Source organism: Streptomyces sp. NPDC030809, from assembly GCF_055572195.1.
In genome coordinates, this window is sequence record NZ_JBVIDV010000009.1 from 1 (window position 1) to 19,379 (window position 19,379).

Annotated in this window: 12 protein-coding genes and 1 tRNA gene; 10 read left to right on the plus strand and 3 right to left on the minus strand. The window is 72.2% G+C overall.

The features are described 5' to 3' along the window. Positions 1–20: 20 nt before the first annotated feature. A tRNA-Thr gene (locus ACZ407_RS14205) sits at positions 21–96 on the plus strand. A 104-nt stretch (positions 97–200) separates the two neighbouring features. Here ACZ407_RS14205 and ACZ407_RS14210 read toward each other — a convergent pair. Then, positions 201–2,879: a SpoIIE family protein phosphatase gene (locus tag ACZ407_RS14210; RefSeq protein WP_468128337.1), complete on the minus strand. Its 2,679-nt coding sequence runs from the start codon at positions 2,877–2,879 to the stop codon at positions 201–203. A gap of 267 nt (positions 2,880–3,146) precedes the next feature. On the opposite strand from ACZ407_RS14210, the gene ACZ407_RS14215 reads away from it, so the two are divergent. The 9 genes from ACZ407_RS14215 (at position 3,147) to ACZ407_RS14255 (ending at position 17,401) form a co-directional block, all read left to right on the plus strand. Then, on the plus strand, positions 3,147–8,690 hold the full coding sequence (locus ACZ407_RS14215) for a HAMP domain-containing protein (RefSeq protein WP_468128338.1): 5,544 nt from the start codon (positions 3,147–3,149) through the stop codon (positions 8,688–8,690). A gap of 229 nt (positions 8,691–8,919) precedes the next feature. Beyond that, the gene (locus ACZ407_RS14220; protein ID WP_468128339.1) at positions 8,920–9,597 is read left to right on the plus strand and encodes a response regulator; all 678 of its coding nucleotides are present in this window, start codon (positions 8,920–8,922) and stop codon (positions 9,595–9,597) included. A gap of 124 nt (positions 9,598–9,721) precedes the next feature. Next, positions 9,722–12,484, plus strand: coding sequence for a DNA translocase FtsK (locus tag ACZ407_RS14225; RefSeq protein ID WP_468128340.1), 2,763 nt, complete (start codon positions 9,722–9,724; stop codon positions 12,482–12,484). Positions 12,485–12,702: 218 nt separating this feature from the next. Continuing rightward, positions 12,703–13,557 (plus strand): helix-turn-helix domain-containing protein, encoded by an 855-nt coding sequence (locus ACZ407_RS14230; protein WP_468128341.1) that lies wholly within the window; start codon positions 12,703–12,705, stop codon positions 13,555–13,557. 173 nt (positions 13,558–13,730) lie between these two features. Continuing rightward, positions 13,731–15,209, plus strand: a complete 1,479-nt coding sequence (rimO, locus tag ACZ407_RS14235; protein ID WP_468128342.1) for a 30S ribosomal protein S12 methylthiotransferase RimO — start codon at positions 13,731–13,733, stop codon at positions 15,207–15,209. Next, positions 15,206–15,874, plus strand: coding sequence for a CDP-diacylglycerol--glycerol-3-phosphate 3-phosphatidyltransferase (pgsA, locus tag ACZ407_RS14240; RefSeq protein ID WP_468128343.1), 669 nt, complete (start codon positions 15,206–15,208; stop codon positions 15,872–15,874). Before rimO ends, pgsA begins: the two co-directional genes overlap by 4 nt. A gap of 28 nt (positions 15,875–15,902) precedes the next feature. After that, positions 15,903–16,448 (plus strand): CinA family protein, encoded by a 546-nt coding sequence (locus tag ACZ407_RS14245; protein WP_468128344.1) that lies wholly within the window; start codon positions 15,903–15,905, stop codon positions 16,446–16,448. 109 nt (positions 16,449–16,557) lie between these two features. Continuing rightward, positions 16,558–16,938, plus strand: a complete 381-nt coding sequence (locus tag ACZ407_RS14250) for a helix-turn-helix domain-containing protein (RefSeq protein ID WP_468128345.1) — start codon at positions 16,558–16,560, stop codon at positions 16,936–16,938. A 115-nt stretch (positions 16,939–17,053) separates the two neighbouring features. After that, on the plus strand, positions 17,054–17,401 hold the full coding sequence (locus tag ACZ407_RS14255) for a hypothetical protein (protein WP_468128346.1): 348 nt from the start codon (positions 17,054–17,056) through the stop codon (positions 17,399–17,401). On the opposite strand, the gene ACZ407_RS14260 is transcribed toward ACZ407_RS14255, so the two are convergent. Next, on the minus strand, positions 17,349–18,119 hold the full coding sequence (locus ACZ407_RS14260) for an SDR family NAD(P)-dependent oxidoreductase (protein WP_468128347.1): 771 nt from the start codon (positions 18,117–18,119) through the stop codon (positions 17,349–17,351). The genes ACZ407_RS14255 and ACZ407_RS14260 overlap by 53 nt on opposite strands. Before the next feature lie 32 nt (positions 18,120–18,151). Then, positions 18,152–18,985: an Fpg/Nei family DNA glycosylase gene (locus tag ACZ407_RS14265; protein WP_468128348.1), complete on the minus strand. Its 834-nt coding sequence runs from the start codon at positions 18,983–18,985 to the stop codon at positions 18,152–18,154. Positions 18,986–19,379 lie beyond the last annotated feature (394 nt).

Below are 19,379 nucleotides of genomic sequence, written 5' to 3' on the forward strand. Positions count from 1 at the left end.
AGGACGCCGCCGAACAACCCGCCCTTTTAGCTCAGTCGGTAGAGCGTCTCCATGGTAAGGAGAAGGTCAACGGTTCGATTCCGTTAAAGGGCTCCAAGGAAAAGGCCCCCGCCATCTGGCGGGGGCCTTTTTGCGTTTCCGGTACGGTCCTCGGCCGGGTCCCGCTGCGCAGGCGGCGGGACCGGCCGAGGACCGGTCACTCAGTCGGCCCTGCGGGGCTCCGGAATCCGGAAGGCCAGGATGGCCATGTCGTCCGAGGCGGGCTCGGCTGCGAACCGTTCCACCGCGCGGAGCACCCGGGCGGCCACCGCTCCCGCGGTGAGCCCCGTACAGGTGGTCAGGACGTCTGTGAGGCCGTCGTCGCCCAGCATGCGGCTGCCTTCCCGGCGTTCGGTGACCCCGTCCGTGACGCACAGCAGGACGTCCCCCGGATCGAGCGTCACGTTCTCCTCGTACAGGTCGAGGTCCTCCATGACACCGAGCAGCGGCTGCGGTTCCGCGGCCGGTTCCACCCGGCCGTCGGGGCGCAGGCGCAGCGGCAGCGGGTGGCCGGCGCACACCAGCTTGAGGTGGGCGCCGCCGTCCTGGCGGGGGCGGAGCTCGCCGTACAGGAGGGTGAGGAAGCGGCTGCGGGTGCCCTCGTCGAGGATGGCCGCGTTCAGCCGCTCCAGGACCGCCGGGCCGCCGAAGCCCTCGCGGGCCAGGAGGCGCAGGGCGTGCCGGGCCAGGCCGGTGACGGCCGCGGCCTCGGGGCCCGTGCCGCAGACGTCGCCGATGGCGAAGCCGTACGCGCCGTCGCGGATGGGGAAGACGTCGTAGAAGTCGCCGCCGACCTCGTTGCCCTCGCCGGCGGCCCGGTAGATGACCTCCACCTCGACGCCCGGGATGGCCGGGGCGCTGGGCGGCAGCAGGCTGCGCTGGAGGGACCGGCTGATCGCCATGCGCTCCGAGTAGAGGCGTGCGTTGTCCAGGGCGAGCGCGGCGCGGCGGGAGAGGTCCTCGGCCAGCTCGACGATCTCCTGGCGGAAGTGCTCGTCCGTGGGCTTGCCGAGGGTGAGCATGCCGATGACCCGGTTCCGGGCCATCAGGGGCAGGACGACGGTCTCGCCGCCCACGGCCGCGGCCGTCGCCAGGATGGAGCCGAGGCCGGGGGTGCGGCCCGTGGGGCCCTCGTGGGCGCCGTGGTCGAGGGCCCGCATGGAGGTCCGCAGGGCGGCCTGGTGTGCGGCCTCGGCGGGGGCGGGCCACGGGCGGGCGCCGGGGGTGTTCACCGGCTCGGGCGGGCTGATCCGGGTCAGGAGGGCCTTCAGGCCGTCGATCCGGTCCTCGTCCTCGTGGAGCACGTACGCGAGGTGCGGGTCGGAGGCCGGGTCCGCGATCGTGTAGACGGCACACCAGGTGGCGAGGGTGGGGACGGTCATCTGGGCCATCAGGGCCAGGGTCTGGTCCCGGTCGAGGGTGCCGGCCAGGAGGTCGGAGGCCTCGACGAGGAAGGACAGGGAGCCGCGGCGCAGGCGCTCCAGTTCGCCCAGGCGGGCGGACTCCACGGCGAGCGCGATGCGGTCGGCGGCGAACTGGAGGCGCAGGGCCTCCTCGTTGGAGTAGCGGCCCGGGGCTTCGGTGGCGACCCCCAGGGAGCCGGTGAGCCGGCCCTCCACCTTCAGGGGGACGGTGACCACCGAGCGCATGCCGGTGCCGCCGAGCAGGGGGACCGCTCCGGGGACCGCGCCGAGGTCGTCGTGGACCGCGGGCATGCGCGCCGAGCCGTAGCGGCCGGTGCCGGCTTCGACGGGGACGCGGGCGAAGCGCTGGCGGGTGGAGGGCAGCCCGGTGGTGGCCCGGACCTCCAGCTCCGTCTCGTCGTCGGTGGCGAGGAGGAGGAAGGCGGCGTCCGCGTCGAGCATGTCGCGGGCCCGTTCCACGGTGCGCTGGAGCAGGCTGTCGAGGTCGTCCGGGGCCGGGGAGCCGATGAACACCTCGAAGGGGTCGGCGGTGCGGGTCTCGGCGTGCTGGCCGGGTTCCGCGGCGGTCTGGGTGCGGGCCGGGGTCTGGAGGACGGCGCGTTCGTGCTCGTGGACGAGCAGGCAGACGGTGGAGGCGGCGCCCTGGGCATCCCGTACGCGCAGGTGGGAGGCGTAGACGGGGATCACGCGGCCGTCGGAGCAGCGGATGCCGTAGCTGCCCTCCCAGCGGGAGAGCGCGAGGGCCTCGGCGAGGCCGGTGCCGGTGCCGGGGGTGTGCGGCCAGGCGGCGAGCTCCCCGAGGGGCCGGCCGGCCACCTTGGCCGCCGGGTAGCCGAACAGGTGCTCCGCGTCCTCGTTCCAGGTGGTGACGGTGCCGTCGGTGGCGATCTGGAGGACGGCGACCCGGACCCTGCTGTCCGCGACGGGGAGCTGCTGGTCGGGGAGGGCGGGCCCGGCGTACCGGGTGCCGACGGGACGGGCCGGCAGGTCCAGCTGGAACCAGACGTGCTTGCGGGTCGGTGCGTAGTCCACGCCCCAGCGGGTGGCCAGGGCGGAGCAGAGCATGAGGCCGCGGCCGCTCTCCTGGTCGGGTGCGGGGAGGCCGCGCTCGGGGTGCTGGAGGGGGACCTCGCGCTCGGGGTAGCGGTCGGCGACCTCGACGCGGATGCTTTCGTCGGCGGAGCGCAGGACGAGGACGTCCGCGCTGGTGCCGGCGTGGATCACCGCATTGGTGACGAGTTCGCTGGTCAGGACGACGGCGTCGTCGACGATGTCGGCGAAGCCCCACCCCTGGAGGGTGTCGCGGACGAACGCGCGGGCGGCGGCGACGGAGCGCGGAACCGGTTCGAAGCAGGCAGCCGCCCGGGCCGTGATCACAGGACTCCCCGATCGTGTTGCAGGGCCCGGCTCCGGCATCGGACCACCCCTCCGGTGCCCGGTGTGTCTGCGCCGATGTGTGCACCCCCGCCCCTGCCGGGCGGACCGGAGCGGTTGGACAGTCGGATGCCAGGTTACTTACCTTCGCGGTCGGTACGGGTGTGCTCCGACGGGATTCCCCCCAGGGGGCCGGGTCGTTGTACGAAGGTGCCGAAGTGTTATGGCCTGGTTCGGCCAGGGTGAAACACTGGGAAGGCTTGGCTGAAGAGCCCGGGCAGAGCGGTCGACCCTTTCGGGAGGGACACGGTGGAGTCTGGCGTGGCGGCGCGGCGTACCAGTACGCGTGCGAAGGGCGGGCGGTCCCGGCGGAACGGGACCACGGAAGTGGACACCGCCGCCCTGAACCGGTTGCTGACGGCACTGGTGTCGATGCGGGACGGGAACTTCCGCAAGCGGCTGACCGTTTCGGGCGACGGGCTGATGGCGGAGATCGCCGCGGTCTACAACGAGGTCGCCGACCGGAACCTGCACCTGACCGGGGAACTCTCCCGGGTCCGGCGGACGGTGGGCCGCGAGGGCAAGCTGAGCGAGCGGCTGGAGACCGGGGCCTGCGAGGGGTCCTGGGCGGCCGCGATCGACGCGTCGAACGCGCTGGTCGACGATCTGGCCCGGCCGGTCTCGGAGGTCGGCCGGGTGCTGTCGGCGGTCGCCGAGGGCGACCTCGACCAGCGGATGGACCTGCGGACCCAGTCGCCCGACGGGCTCGGACACCCGCTGCGCGGGGAGTTCCTGAAGGTCGGGCGTACGGTCAACAACCTCGTGGACCAGCTGTCGGCGTTCACCGACGAGGTGACGCGGGTCGCTCTGGAGGTCGGCACCGAGGGCAAGCTCGGCGGCCAGGCGCAGGTCCGGGGCATGTCGGGCTCCTGGAAGGACCTGACGGACTCCGTCAACACGATGGCGTACCGGCTCACCGCGCAGGTGCGGGACATCGCCCTGGTGACGACGGCGGTGGCCAAGGGCGACCTGTCGCGCAAGGTCACGGTGCACGTGGCCGGCGAGATGCTCCAGCTGAAGAACACCGTGAACACGATGGTGGACCAGCTGTCCTCGTTCTCCTCCGAGGTCACGCGCGTGGCCCGGGAGGTGGGTACGGAGGGCGAACTCGGCGGCCAGGCGCAGGTGCCGGGGGTCGCGGGCGTGTGGAAGGACCTGACGGACTCCGTCAACACGATGGCGGGGAACCTGACCGCCCAGGTGCGGGGGATCGCGCAGGTCACGACGGCCGTGGCCAACGGAGACCTGTCGCAGAAGGTGACGGTGAGCGCGCGCGGCGAGGTGGCGCAGCTGGCCGAAACGATCAATCAGATGACGGAGACCCTGCGGACCTTCGCGGACGAGGTCACCCGCGTGGCGAGCGAGGTGGGCGCGAAGGGCCTGCTCGGCGGCCAGGCGCAGGTGCCGGGTGCGGCGGGTACGTGGAAGGACCTCACCGACTCGGTGAACACGGTCTTCCGGAACCTGACCACGCAGGTGCGGGACATCGCTCAGGTGACCACCGCGGTGGCCAACGGCGACCTGTCGCAGAAGGTCACGGTCGACGTGGCCGGCGAGATGCTGGAGCTGAAGAACACCGTCAACACGATGGTGGACCAGCTCCAGTCCTTCGGCGCCGAGGTGACGCGGGTGGCCCGCGAGGTCGGTGTGGAGGGCGAACTCGGCGGCCAGGCGCAGGTGCCGGGTGCGGCGGGTACGTGGAAGGACCTCACCGACTCGGTGAACACCGCGTTCCGGAACCTGACGGGGCAGGTGCGCAACATCGCTCAGGTGACCACCGCGGTGGCCAACGGCGACCTGTCGCAGAAGGTCACCGTGGATGTGTCCGGCGAGATGCTCCAGCTGAAGAACACCGTGAACACGATGGTGGACCAGCTGTCCTCGTTCGCGGACCAGGTGACCCGCATGGCCCGGGACGTGGGCACCGAGGGCCGGCTCGGCGGGCAGGCCCGGGTGGAGGGCGTCTCCGGCACCTGGAAGGAGCTGACGGACTCCGTCAACTTCATGGCGGGGAACCTGACCTCGCAGGTGCGCCAGATCGCGCAGGTCACGACCGCGGTGGCGCGGGGCGACCTGTCGCAGAAGATCGACGTGGACGCCCGCGGGGAGATCCTGGAGCTGAAGAACACCATCAACACGATGGTGGACCAGCTCTCCGCCTTCGCCGAGCAGGTGACCCGGGTGGCCCGGGACGTGGGTACGGAGGGCCGGCTCGGCGGGCAGGCCCAGGTGCCGGGCGTGGCCGGCGTGTGGCGGGACCTCACGGACTCGGTGAACGGCATGGCCGGGAACCTGACCTCGCAGGTGCGCAACATCGCGCAGGTGGCGACGGCGGTGGCGCGGGGCGACCTGTCGCAGAAGATCGACGTGGACGCCCGCGGGGAGATCCTGGAGCTGAAGAACACCCTCAACACGATGGTGGACCAGCTGTCCTCGTTCGCCGAGCAGGTGACCCGGGTGGCCCGCGAGGTGGGCACGGAGGGCATCCTCGGCGGCCAGGCGGAGGTGAAGGGGGTCTCCGGCACCTGGAAGGACCTCACCCAGTCCGTCAACTTCATGGCGAACAACCTGACCTCGCAGGTGCGCAACATCGCCGAGGTCACGACGGCGGTGGCCATGGGCGACCTGTCGAAGAAGATCACGGTCGACGCGAAGGGCGAGATCCTCGAACTGGTCACGACCGTCAACACGATGGTGGACCAGCTGTCCTCGTTCGCCGAGCAGGTGACCCGGGTGGCCCGCGAGGTGGGCACCGAGGGCATCCTCGGCGGCCAGGCCCGGGTGCGCGGGGTCACCGGCATCTGGAAGGACCTCAGCGACAACGTCAACCTGATGGCCAACAACCTGACGGTGCAGGTGCGCAACATCTCGCAGGTCTCGGCCGCGGTCGCCAACGGCGATCTGACCAAGAAGGTCACGGTGGAGGCGCGCGGCGAGGTCGCCCAGCTCGCGGACACCGTGAACACGATGGTGACCACCCTGTCCTCGTTCGCGGACGAGGTGACCCGGGTGGCCCGCGAGGTGGGCACCGAGGGCCGGCTGGGCGGTCAGGCGCACGTGCCCGGGGTCTCCGGTACGTGGAAGGACCTCACGGAGTCCGTGAACAGCATGGCCTCCAACCTGACCGGCCAGGTCCGCCAGATCGCCATGGTCACCACCGCCATCGCCAAGGGCGACATGACCAAGAAGATCGACATCGACGCGCGCGGGGAGATCCTGGAGCTCAAGACCACCATCAACACGATGGTGGACCAGCTGTCCTCGTTCGCCGAGCAGGTGACCCGGGTGGCCCGCGAGGTGGGCACCGAGGGCATCCTCGGCGGCCAGGCCCGGGTCCGGGACGTGGACGGCACCTGGCGGGACCTGACGGAGTCCGTGAACGAGATGGCCGGGAACCTGACCCGGCAGGTCCGTGCGATCGCGGCCGTGGCGACCGCGGTGACCCGCGGGGACCTGAGCCTCAAGGTGGACGTGGACGCGGCGGGCGAGATCCAGGTCCTCCAGGACAACATCAACACGATGATCGTCAACCTGCGCGACACCACCCTGGCCAACAAGGAGCAGGACTGGCTCAAGGGCAACCTGGCCCGGATCGGCGGCCTGATGCAGGGCCGCCGGGAGCTGGACGACGTGGCCGGGCTCATCATGAGCGAGCTGACCCCGGTGGTGTCCGCGCAGCACGGGGCGTTCTACCTGGCGCAGCCCACCGGCGGGGCCGACGACCTCGGGGCCGAGCTCGGCGCGGGCGGCCCGTACGAGCTGCGGATGCGGGGCAGTTACGCGTACGCGGGCAGTGCGATGCCGACCGTCTTCCGGCCGGGGGAGGGGCTGATCGGGACGGTCGCGGAGGAGAAGCGGACCATCCTCGTCGAGAACACCCCGCCCGGCTACCTGAAGATCTCCTCCGGACTCGGGGAGGCCCCGCCGGCGCACGTGATCGTGCTGCCGGTGCTCTTCGAGGGGACGGTGCTCGGGGTGATCGAGCTGGCGTCCTTCCAGCCGTTCACCCAGATCCAGAAGGACTTCCTCAGCCAGATCGCCGAGATGATCGGCACGAGCGTCAACACCATCAGCGTCAACTCCAAGACCGAGGTGCTGCTCAAGCAGTCCCAGGAGATGACCGAGCAGCTGCGGGAGCGCTCGGACGAGCTGGAGAACCGGCAGAAGGCGCTGCAGGCCGCGAACGCGGAACTGGAGGAGAAGGCCGAGCTGCTGGCCCAGCAGAACCGCGACATCGAGGTGAAGAACACCGAGATCGAGGAGGCCCGGCAGGTGCTGGAGGAGCGGGCCGAGCAGCTCGCCGTCTCCATGCGCTACAAGTCCGAGTTCCTGGCGAACATGTCGCACGAGCTGCGCACCCCGCTCAACTCGCTGCTGATCCTGGCCAAGCTGCTCGCCGACAACGCGGACGGGAACCTCTCCCCGAAGCAGGTGGAGTTCGCCGAGACCATCCACGGGGCGGGTTCCGACCTGCTCCAGCTGATCAACGACATCCTCGACCTGTCGAAGGTGGAGGCCGGGAAGATGGACGTCAGTCCCACCCGGATCGCGCTGGTGCAGCTGGTGGACTACGTGGAAGCCACCTTCCGCCCGCTGACGGCGGAGAAGGGGCTGGACTTCTCGGTGCGGGTCTCGCCCGAGCTGCCGGCCACCCTGCACACGGACGAGCAGCGGCTGCTCCAGGTGCTGCGCAACCTGCTGTCGAACGCGGTGAAGTTCACCGACAGTGGGGCGGTGGAGCTGGTGATCCGCCCGGCCGGGGCGGACGTGCCGGTGGCGATCCGGCAGCAGCTGCTGGAGGCGGGCTCGCTGCAGGAGGCGGACGGGGACCTGATCGCCTTCTCGGTCACGGACACCGGGATCGGCATCGCGGCCGGGAAGATGCTGGTGATCTTCGAGGCGTTCAAGCAGGCCGACGGCACCACCAGCCGCAAGTACGGGGGCACCGGGCTGGGCCTGTCCATCAGCCGGGAGATCGCCCGGCTGCTCGGCGGGGAGATCCACGCGGCCAGCGAGCTCGGCCGGGGCTCCACCTTCACCCTCTACCTGCCGCTGCACCCGAGCGAGCTGCCCCCGCAGGGCTACGCGCAGCCCGCTCCGGGCGGCCGGGCGGACCTGTCGCGGCGGATGCCGGCGGCCGAGCTGCCGCCGGCCGAGCCCGCGCCCGCCGCGGCGCTGCCGCCGGCGCAGACCGCCTTCCCGCACCCGGCGCCCGGCAGCGCGGTCCAGCCCTCGGCCGGGCAGACGGGCAGTCCGACGCTGTTCCGGCGGCGCCGCAAGGCGCTGGGGCTGGGGCTGGGCGACCCGGAGCGGCAGCCCGCGGCGCTGCCCGGGCAGCCGCACGGGGTGCCCGCCGGTGAGGAACTGTGGGGGAGCGTTCCGGAGGAGCAGCCGGTGGCCCCGCGGACGTACGACTTCCACGGCGAGAAGGTGCTCATCGTGGACGACGACGTACGCAACGTCTTCGCGCTCACCAGCGTGCTGGAGCAGCACGGGCTGGCGGTGCTGTACGCGGAGAACGGGCGGGAGGGCATCGAGGTCCTGGAGCAGCACGACAACGTCACGGTCGTCCTGATGGACATCATGATGCCGGAGATGGACGGGTATGCGACGACCGCGGCGATCCGGCGGATGCCGCAGTTCGCCGGGCTGCCGATCATCGCGCTGACGGCGAAGGCGATGAAGGGGGACCGGGAGAAGGCGATCGACTCCGGCGCTTCCGACTATGTGACCAAGCCGGTCGATCCCGACTACCTCCTGACCGTCATGGAGCAGTGGATGCGCGGGAAGTGACCGCCGGGGCGGGTGCCGGGGACGGCTGCTGACGCTGGGTGTCGGGGCGGGCGCGGGCGGCTGGGAGACGGGGAACCTTCTGCTCTCCCACGCCGTTCCTGCTACGAGCACAGTGACATCTCGGTGACAGGGTGTGGCGATCTCGGGAGTGGGGCTACCATGACCGGCACAAGGACGGGCGGGCTCTGCGTGTCGGGGAGGCCCCACACCGGGGCGAGGAGGACAGGGCATGGTGCAGAAAGCCAAGATCCTCCTGGTCGACGACCGACCGGAGAATCTGCTGGCGCTGGAGGCCATCCTCTCTGCGCTCGATCAGACACTGGTCCGGGCGTCGTCGGGGGAGGAAGCGCTCAAAGCGCTGTTGACGGACGACTTCGCGGTCATCCTGCTCGACGTGCAGATGCCGGGCATGGACGGGTTCGAGACCGCGGCACACATCAAGCGGCGTGAGCGGACCCGGGACATCCCGATCATCTTCCTCACGGCCATCAACCACGGCCCCCACCACACCTTCCGCGGGTACGCGGCGGGCGCGGTGGACTACATTTCCAAGCCCTTCGACCCGTGGGTGCTGCGGGCCAAGGTCTCGGTGTTCGTCGACCTCTACATGAAGAACTGCCAACTGCGGGAGCAGGCGGCCCTGCTGAGGCTCCAGCTGGAGGGCGGTCAGCCGGGCAACGGCACCAAGGAGTCCGCGGGGCTGCTGGCCGAACTCTCGGCGCGGCTCGCCGCCGTCGAGGAGCAGGCCGAGGCGCTCACCAAGCAGCTCGACGACGAATCCGCGGACGCGGCGGCCGTGGCCACGGCCGCCCATCTGGAGCGCAAACTGACCGGCCTGCGCCGGGCCCTGGATGCCCTGGAGCCGGGCGCGGGCGGCCCCGCCGCGGTCCTGCCCGCACAGACCTGACGCACGCTCAGGCCCGGCCCTCGGGCCTGGCCGTACGTCAAACCGCCGACGCGCGGCCCGACACGAACGGGTGAAGGGGTGGGCACACGTGTCCGCCGCCGCAAGCACCGGTAACCTCGCCCCCATGGCCTCACGTACCTCCGGCAAGGGTTCCCAGAGCAGTGGGGGCACCGCAAAGGCCCGCTCCGGTCGTGCGACCCCGGCGGCGAAGAAGGCCGCGCCCGCGCGCAAGCCCCCCGCGAAGAAGGCGGCCGCGCCCGCAAAGCGCCCGCCCGCGAAGAAGGCCGCCCCGAAGCCGGCGCCCTCCCCCACCGGAGGCGTGGTCCGGCTGGTGCGCGCGGTCTGGCTCGGCGCCGCCCACGCGGTGGGAGCCGTGTTCCGCGGCATGGGGCGCGGAGCCCGGAACCTGGACCCCGCCCACCGCAAGGACGGGGTGGGGCTGCTGCTCCTCGCCCTCGCACTGATCATCGCCGCGGGCACCTGGTCGAACCTGCGCGGACCCGTCGGCGAGCTGGTCACCATGCTCGTCACCGGCGCCTTCGGCCGGCTCGACCTGCTGGTGCCGCTGCTGTTCGGCTTCATGGCCGTGCGGTTCATCCGCCACCCCGAGCAGACCGACGCCAACGGGCGGATCGGCATCGGCCTGACCGCCCTGATCGTCGGCGTGCTCGGACAGGTCCATATCGCTTGCGGCGCCCCCGGCCGGGACGCCGGGACCGAGGCCATGCGGGACGCCGGCGGGCTGGTGGGCTGGGCCGCCTCCCAGCCGCTGATCTTCACCATGGGAGCGCCGCTCGCGGTGCCCATGCTCGTGCTGCTCACCCTGTTCGGCCTCCTGGTGGTCACCGCCACCCCGGTCAACGCGATCCCGCAGCGGCTGCGCCAGCTCGGGGTGCGGCTCGGGATCGTGGCCCCGGACGTGGACGACCCGTACGGCACGGACACGGGGAGGGAGCACGACCCCGAGCAGTGGCAGGCCCGCACCCGCCGGCCGGCCGGACCGGTGGACCCCGTGGACCTGGCCGAGGAGGCGGCGCTCGACAGGCGTCGCCGCCGGCCGCGCCGCCCGGCGGACCGGCAGCCGCTGGACCGGCCGCTGGACGCGGTGGACGTGGCCGCGGCCGCCGCCGCGGCCCTCGACGGGGCCGTGCTCGGCGGGCTGCCCCCCTCGCCCCTGGTCGCCGACCTGACCCAGGGGGTCACCGCACAGCCCCCGGTCGAGACCACCACCCCGGTGCCCGCCCCGGCCGGGCCCGTGGCCGGCCCGCCCGCTCCCGTCGGCGTCCCCGCCGTGCCCGTGGTCCCGCCCCCGCCCCCGGCCCCGCCCGCGCCCGTCGTCGTACCGGACCTCACCAAGGCGCCGCCGGAGAGCTCCGGACCGCTGCCGCCGCGCGCCGAGCAGCTCCAGCTGCGCGGGGACATCACGTACGCGCTGCCCTCGCTCGACCTGCTGGAGCGGGGCGGCCCGGGCAAGACGCGCAGCGCCGCCAACGACGCGGTGGTCGCCTCGCTGACGAACGTGTTCTCCGAGTTCAAGGTGGACGCGGCCGTCACCGGTTTCACCCGCGGCCCGACGGTCACCCGGTACGAGGTGGAGCTCGGCCCCGCCGTGAAGGTGGAGCGGATCACCGCGCTCACCAAGAACATCGCCTACGCCGTGGCCAGCCCGGACGTCCGGATCATCAGCCCGATCCCCGGCAAGTCGGCCGTGGGCATCGAGATCCCCAACACCGACCGCGAGATGGTCAACCTGGGCGACGTACTGCGCCTGGCGGACGGGGACGACGACCACCCGATGCTCGTGGCGCTCGGCAAGGACGTCGAGGGCGGCTACGTGATGGCCAACCTCGCCAAGATGCCGCACGTGCTGGTCGCCGGCGCCACCGGCTCCGGCAAGTCCTCCTGCATCAACTGCCTCATCACCTCGGTGATGGTGCGGGCCACCCCGGAGGACGTCCGCATGGTGCTCGTGGACCCCAAGCGGGTGGAACTGACCGCGTACGAGGGCATCCCGCACCTGATCACCCCGATCATCACCAACCCCAAGCGGGCCGCCGAGGCCCTCCAGTGGGTGGTGCGCGAGATGGACCTGCGCTACGACGACCTGGCGGCCTTCGGCTTCCGGCACATCGACGACTTCAACAAGGCCATCCGCGAGGGCAAGGTCACGCTGCCCCCGGGCAGCGAGCGGGAGCTCCAGCCGTACCCGTACCTGCTGGTGATCGTGGACGAGCTGGCCGACCTGATGATGGTCGCGCCGCGCGACGTCGAGGACGCCATCGTCCGCATCACCCAGCTGGCCCGCGCTGCGGGCATCCACCTGGTGCTGGCCACCCAGCGGCCCTCGGTGGACGTGGTCACCGGCCTGATCAAGGCGAACGTGCCCTCGCGGCTCGCCTTCGCCACCTCCTCCCTGGCCGACAGCCGGGTCATCCTCGACCAGCCGGGGGCGGAGAAGCTGATCGGCAAGGGCGACGGGCTCTTCCTGCCGATGGGGGCCAACAAGCCGGTCCGGCTCCAGGGCGCCTTCGTCACCGAGGACGAGGTGGCGGCCGTGGTGCAGCACTGCAAGGACCAGATGGCCCCGGTCTTCCGCGAGGACGTGACGGTCGGCCAGAAGCAGAAGAAGGAGATCGACGAGGAGATCGGCGACGACCTGGACCTGCTGTGCCAGGCGGCCGAACTGGTGGTCTCCACCCAGTTCGGGTCCACCTCGATGCTCCAGCGCAAGCTGCGGGTGGGTTTCGCCAAGGCCGGCCGGCTGATGGACCTCATGGAGTCCCGGGGGGTCGTCGGCCCCAGCGAGGGCTCCAAGGCGCGGGACGTGCTGGTCAAACCGGACGAGCTGGACGGGGTGCTGGCGGTCATCCGCGGCGAAGGTCCCTGAGTCTCACCCGTTCGATATCGGGGGGAAACCGTTTCCCCCGGGCGTGCGTCAAGTTGAGGGAAGGGGCGGAGCTGGACCGCCATCCGGCTCGTCCGGGCTCATCCGGACACAGAGCCATACCGATGGCGTACAGAGGCCGCCCTCCGGTTGCTCCCCCCTTTCGTCACCCCCCTAGACTGGACGTCCAGCAGGTGGCTACACGCTCGAAAGGCGCCCTCGTGTCCATCGGCAACTCCAACTCTCCCGAAGAAGACCGGCCTTCGAACGACGACCGGCCCTCGATCGGGCGTGTCCTGAAGAAGGCCCGCATCCGTGCCGGCCTCACCGTCGACGAGGTCAGCGGAACGACTCGCGTCCGCATCCCGATCGTGCACGCGATCGAGGAGGACGACTTCTCCCGCTGCGGTGGCGACGTCTACGCACGCGGCCACATCCGTACGCTCGCACGCGCCGTCGGCATCGATCCGGAACCTCTGGTCGAGCGCTACGACGCCGACCACGGCGGCCGTCCCGCCCCCACCCCGGCCGCACCCCTGTTCGAGGCGGAGCGGATCCGGCCCGAGCGGCAGCGGCCGAACTGGACCGCCGCCATGGTCGCGGCCATCGTCGCCGTGATCGGCTTCGTCGGCTTCACCATGTTCAACGGCGAGGACGAGCCCCGGAAGAAGCCGGTGGCGGAGGGATCCGTCTCCCCGCAGCCGGCGCCCAAGCAGCCCGCGCCGGTCAAGCCGGCGGCCCCGAAGCCCCAGCAGCCCCGCCCCGAGCCCTCGGACAGCGCCATTGCCGCCGCCCCCAAGGACATGGTCACGGTCGTGCTGTCGGCGGTGGAGGGCCAGAGCTGGATCTCCGCGAAGGACGCCAACGGCCGGCTGCTGTTCGACGGCATGCTCGAACAGGGCGACTCCAAGACCTTCACCGACAAGGAGGCCGTGGACCTGGTCCTCGGCGACGCCGGTGCGGTCAAGCTGTTCGTGAACGGCAAGGAGATCAAGGACGTCTTCCAGCCGGGCCAGGTGGAGCGGCTGACCTACACCAAGGACGACCAGCGCGACACTCCCGCACAGGAGGGCTGAGCCGCCCGTCCCGGCCGCTCCGGAATCCGGAAACGGAATCCGGTGGAAGGCGCCGGCGGCCGGGAACGAAAAGCACCACCGGGATCCCCGGGGCACAGCACCGCGCCCCGGGGATCACTGCTGGTCGGGGCACCCGGCAGGGGCCGGCGGCTGGACGAAGTACTCTTGAGTCCATGCCCGAACGCCGTACCGTCGCCCTTGTCACTCTTGGCTGCGCCCGTAACGAGGTGGACTCGGAGGAGCTCGCAGGCCGCTTGGCGGCGGATGGCTGGGAGCTCGTCGAGGACGCCGCCGATGCGGACGTCGCCGTCGTCAACACCTGCGGCTTCGTCGAAGCCGCGAAGAAGGACTCCGTAGACGCCCTCCTGGAAGCCAACGATCTCAAGGATCACGGCAAGACCCAGGCCGTCGTCGCGGTCGGCTGCATGGCCGAGCGCTACGGCAAGGAGCTCGCGGAGGCCCTGCCCGAAGCCGACGGAGTCCTCGGCTTCGACGACTACGCCGACATCTCCAACCGGCTCCAGACCATCCTCAGCGGCGGCAGCGTGGAGGCCCACACCCCGCGCGACCGCCGCAAGCTCCTGCCGATCAGCCCCGCCGAGCGCCAGGCCGCCCCCGCGGTGGCGCTGCCCGGCCACGCCCAGGACACGCCCCCGGCCGACCTGCCGGACGGGCTGGCCCCGGCCTCCGGGCCGCGCGCGCCGCTGCGCCGCCGCCTGGACACCAGCCCGGTGGCCTCGGTGAAGCTGGCCTCCGGCTGCGACCGCCGCTGCTCCTTCTGCGCGATCCCGTCCTTCCGCGGATCGTTCATCTCGCGCCGGCCGAGCGACGTGCTGGGCGAGACCCGCTGGCTGGCCGAGCAGGGGGTGAAGGAGATCATGCTGGTCTCCGAGAACAACACCTCCTACGGCAAGGACCTCGGCGACATCCGGCTGCTGGAGACCCTGCTGCCCGAGCTGGCCGAGGTCGAGGGCATCGAGCGGGTGCGGGTCAGCTACCTGCAGCCGGCCGAGATGCGCCCCGGCCTGATCGACGTGCTGACCTCCACCCCGAAGGTCGTGCCCTACTTCGACCTGTCGTTCCAGCACTCCGCCCCGGACGTGCTGCGGGCCATGCGCCGCTTCGGAGACACCGACCGGTTCCTGGAGCTGCTCGACACGATCCGCTCCAAGGCCCCGCAGGCCGGTGTGCGGTCCAACTTCATCGTGGGCTTCCCCGGTGAGACCGAGGCCGACTTCAAGGAGCTGGAGCGCTTCCTCACGCACGCGCGGCTCGACGCGATCGGCGTCTTCGGCTACTCCGACGAGGAGGGCACCGAGGCCGTCACGTACGAGAACAAGCTGGACGAGGACGTGATCGCCGAGCGGCTGGCGCACATGCAGCGCCTGGCCGAGGAGCTCACCTCCCAGCGCGCCGAGGAGCGCATCGGCGAGACGGTCGAGGTGCTGGTCGAGGCCGTGGGCGAGGAAGCCGGGGACGAGGACGGGGCCACGGGCCGCGCCGCGCACCAGGCCCCCGAGACCGACGGCCAGGTTGTGTTCACGACAAGCGAGGGCCTGGTCCCGGGCCGTATCGTCATGGCAAAGGTGGTCGGCAGTCTGGGCGTGGACCTGGTCGCCGAGCCCCTGGACCTCGAGGAGGCGGCCGGATGACCGGAGTCCCGGCTTCAGCGGCGGGTGGAACCGGCCGTAGGCCTGCGCCCGGCGGAAAGCTGGGGGCTGCCGCGGTCAATCAGGCCAGCCTGTGGAACATCGCGAACATCCTCACGATGGTCCGCCTGCTGCTCGTGCCGGGCTTCGTCTTCCTGCTCCTCGCGGAGGGCGGGTACGACCCGGCCTGGCGCTCGCTGGCCTGGGCCGCGTTCGCCATCGCCATGATCACGGACCTGTTCGACGGGCATCTGGCCCGTACGTACAACCTGGTCACGGACTTCGGGAAGATCGCCGACCCCATCGCCGACAAGGCGATCATGGGCTCGGCGCTGATCTGCCTCTCCTCGCTGGGCGACCTGCCGTGGTGGGTCACGGGGGTGATCCTCGGGCGGGAGCTCGGCATCACCCTGCTGCGCTTCTGGGTGATCCGGTACGGGGTGATTCCGGCCAGTCGCGGCGGCAAGATGAAGACATTGGCCCAGGGGACCGCCGTCGGCATGTACGTTCTGGCATTGACCGGACCGCTGGCGACGCTGCGCTTCTGGGTGATGGCCGTCGCCGTGGTGCTGACGGTGCTCACCGGCCTGGACTACGTGCGCCAGGCGGTCGTCCTCCGGCGCAGGGGACTGGCGGCGGAGCGCGCCGCACAGAGCGGGCAGAGCTGAGCGACAGGACTGAGTGGCGAGTACGGTCATGACGGCGGGTGTGGGGGAGCACGAGACGTCCGGTGCGGAAGGGACCGCAGTGGAAGTCCTGGGCCTGCTTGCGGAGCGTGACGAGACGGTCGCCGTCGCCGAATCCCTCACCGGTGGGATGGTCGCCGCCGCGCTGACGGCCGTACCGGGCGCGTCCCGCTCCTTCCGCGGCTCGGTCACCGCGTACGCCACCGAACTCAAGCAGCGGGTGCTCGGTGTGGACGGGGAGCTGCTGGCCCGCAGCGGCGCGGTGAACGCGCAGGTCGCCGCCGAGATGGCGGCCGGGGTGCGGCGGGAGCTCGGATCGGTCTGGGGGATCGCGACCACCGGGGTGGCGGGTCCGGAGCCGCAGGACGGGCAGCCGGTGGGCACCGTCTTCGTCGCGGTGGCCGGTCCGGCGGGCGGGAAAACGGCCGCCTTGAGGTTGAACGGCAGCCGAGCGGAAATCCGTAGGGAGAGTGTACGGAGGGTGCTCGAACTTCTCTCGAGCGAACTGCGGGAGAATGCGCGGACACAGGGTACGGAACAGAACGGGGGGATTTGATGTTTGCAGCCCTGAGTGAACACGACATCGCTCCCCGCACGGCCGCGGCGCGAGGCGGTACGGTGGGGCGTGAAGGATGCCGCTACACGGTCAGAGGAGGGAGCCACCGATGATTCTGCTCCGTCGCCTGCTGGGTGACGTGCTGCGTCGGCAGCGCCAGCGCCAGGGCCGTACTCTGCGCGAAGTCTCCTCGTCCGCCCGAGTTTCGCTCGGCTATCTCTCCGAGGTGGAGCGGGGGCAGAAGGAGGCCTCCTCCGAGCTGCTCTCCGCGATCTGTGACGCGCTGGACGTACGGATGTCCGAGCTGATGCGCGAAGTCAGCGATGAACTCTCGCTCGCCGAGCTGGCCCAGTCGGCCGCGGCAAGCGAACCGGTGCCGGTACCGGTCCGCCCGATGCTCAATTCGGTTTCCGTGGCTTCGGTCACGGTCCCCACCGAGCGGGTGACCATCAAGGCGCCGGCCGAAGCGGTGGATGTCGTAGCCGCTTGAGGTGAAGCGTGGGGCGAGGCCCCGGCCGGGTGTGCACGCAGTGTGTGTGCGCCGGGCCGGGGCCTCGCGCTGTCCGGGGCCGTTCTGGATGCGGGGGCCGCGGGGGTGCGGGAGGATGTGGGGCGGGTCCCGACCCCGGCCGGAGGAGGCAGCCGTGCGGCGGATACGGACGCCCCTGGTCGTGGCCGCGGCAGTGGCCGGCGGGGCGCTGTGGTGGTGGGCCGTGCTGCGGCTGGCCCTCGTGCCCGGGCGGACCGGGGCGGTCGAGGGCGCGGTGGCGGTCGGCGGCTGGGGGCTGAGCCTGCTGCCGGTCCACTGCGTGCCGCTGGCCCGGGCGGCCGGGGTCTCCGAGGCGCGGCGGCGGGGCGCGGGACCCGGGGGACGGCTGGCGGGGGCGGCTGCGGCGGCGGCTACCAGGGCATGGCGACGCCGCCGTTCGGGCGGAGGATCTGGCCCGTCATGAAGGACGAGGCGTCCGAGGCGAGGAACAGCACCGTCTGCGCGATGTCCCCGGCCTCGCCCACCCGGCGCAGCGGGGACATGCGGGCCATCGCCGCCTCGGTCTGCTCCTGGATCCCGGGGTCGTGGCGGTCGGTCATGGGGGTGCGGATCCAGCCCGGGGCGACGGCGTTCACGCGGATGCCGAGGGGGCCGGCCTCGGTGGCGAGGGTCTTGGTGAGCTGGACCACGGCGGCCTTCGCCGCGCTGTAGCAGAGCAGGCCGGGCTGGGCGGCGTCCATGGCGCCGGAGGCCATGGTGATGACGCTCCCCGGGCGGCCGGCGGCGGTCATGGCGCGGACCGCCTCCTGGCAGGTGCGCAGGACCCCTTTGAAATTGACGTCCAGCACCCGGTCCAGGTCCTCGTCGGTGGTGTCGAGCACGCTGCTCGTGTGCATGACCCCGGCGATGGCGGCGGCGATGTCCAGCGGTCCGGCCGCCGCGACGGCCGCCCGTACGGCCGCCCGGTCGGTCACGTCCAGGGGGTGCGTGACGGCGGTGCCGCCGGCGGCGGCCACGAGGGCGGCGGTTTCGTCCAGGCCCTTCTCGTCGCGGTCGGCGCAGTGCACGGCCGCGCCCGCCCGGGCGAGGAGGACGGCGGTGGCCCGCCCGATGCCGCTGGCGGCGCCCGTGATCAGCGCGGTGCGGCCGGTGAGGTCGTACGAGGCTTGGGGTGAGGGCATGCCGGGACGGTACGACCGGATCTGACGGACCGTCAACCAGGTGGCGCGGGCGGCTTGTTCTCCCCGCCGACGGGGCCGCTCTGGCAGCGCGGGCACCAGTAGGTGGGGCGGTCGTCCTGCGGGGCCTGGCGCACGGGGGTGCGGCAGCGCAGGCAGGGGCGGCCCGCGCGGCCGTAGACGAACAGCTCCTGGCCGCGGCGGCGCAGGCCGGTGGTGTTGCGGGGGTGCTCGGCCGGGCCGGCGTTGGCCTTCAGGAGGCGGTGGGCGGCGCCGGGGAGCCGGGCGAGGGTGCTCTCCGGGAGCTCGCCGACCGGGGTCCACGGGGTGGCGGCGGCGAGGAAGCAGAGCTCGCACTTGTAGATGTTTCCGATGCCGGCCAGGTTGCGCTGGTCGAGGAGGGCCTCGCCGAGCGGGCGTCCCGGATCCGCGGCCAGTCGGCGGGCGGCGGTGGCGGCGGCCTGCTCGTCCCAGTCCGGGCCGAGCAGGTCCGGGCCGAGGTGGCCCACGGCCCGGTCCTCCTCGGCGGTGCGCAGCAGCTCCAGCACCGGCAGGCGGTAGCCGACCGCGGTGTGGGCGGCGGTGCCGAGGATCGCGCGGATCTCGTACGAGGGGCCGCCGCGCCAGGGCGCCCCGGCGGGGAAGACGCGCCAGGCGCCGTCCATGCGGAGGTGGCTGTGGAGGGTGAGGCCGCCCTCGATGCGGGTCAGGAGGTGCTTTCCGCGGGGCACGACCTCCAGGACGGTGCGGCCGGTGAGGTCCGTGGTGGCGAGGCGGGGTACGCGGAGGTCCCAGCGGGTCAGTTCGCGGCCGGCGAGGGCTTGCTGCAGGCGGGCTGCGACCCGCCAGATGCTGTCTCCTTCGGGCATGCGGCCATTGTCCTCCCGGGGCTCTGCCCCGGGCCCCGCGCCTCCACCGCTGGCGGGGCTCGATGCGGCGCTGCCGGGGGGCCTCGGGCGTCTCGCCGCCGGCTGGGGTCGATGCGCTCCGCCCGGCCGACGAGGCCGAGGGCAATTCCAGCCCCGCCAGGGGGTACCTCCCAGCCTCCTGGGGCTGGGGGAGTTTGAGGCGCGGGGTTCGGGGCGGAGCCCCGAGACGGCGGCGGGCGGGTGCCCATGGGGCGGGCCGCCCCCAGCCCCTCGGGCGTTCGGGGCGCGGGTTGGGGGCAGAGCCCCGAGAGGACGGCGGGCGGGTGCCGAGGGGCGAACTCCAGCCCCGCCAGGGGGTACCTCCCAGCCTCCTGGGGCTGGGGGAGTTTGAGGC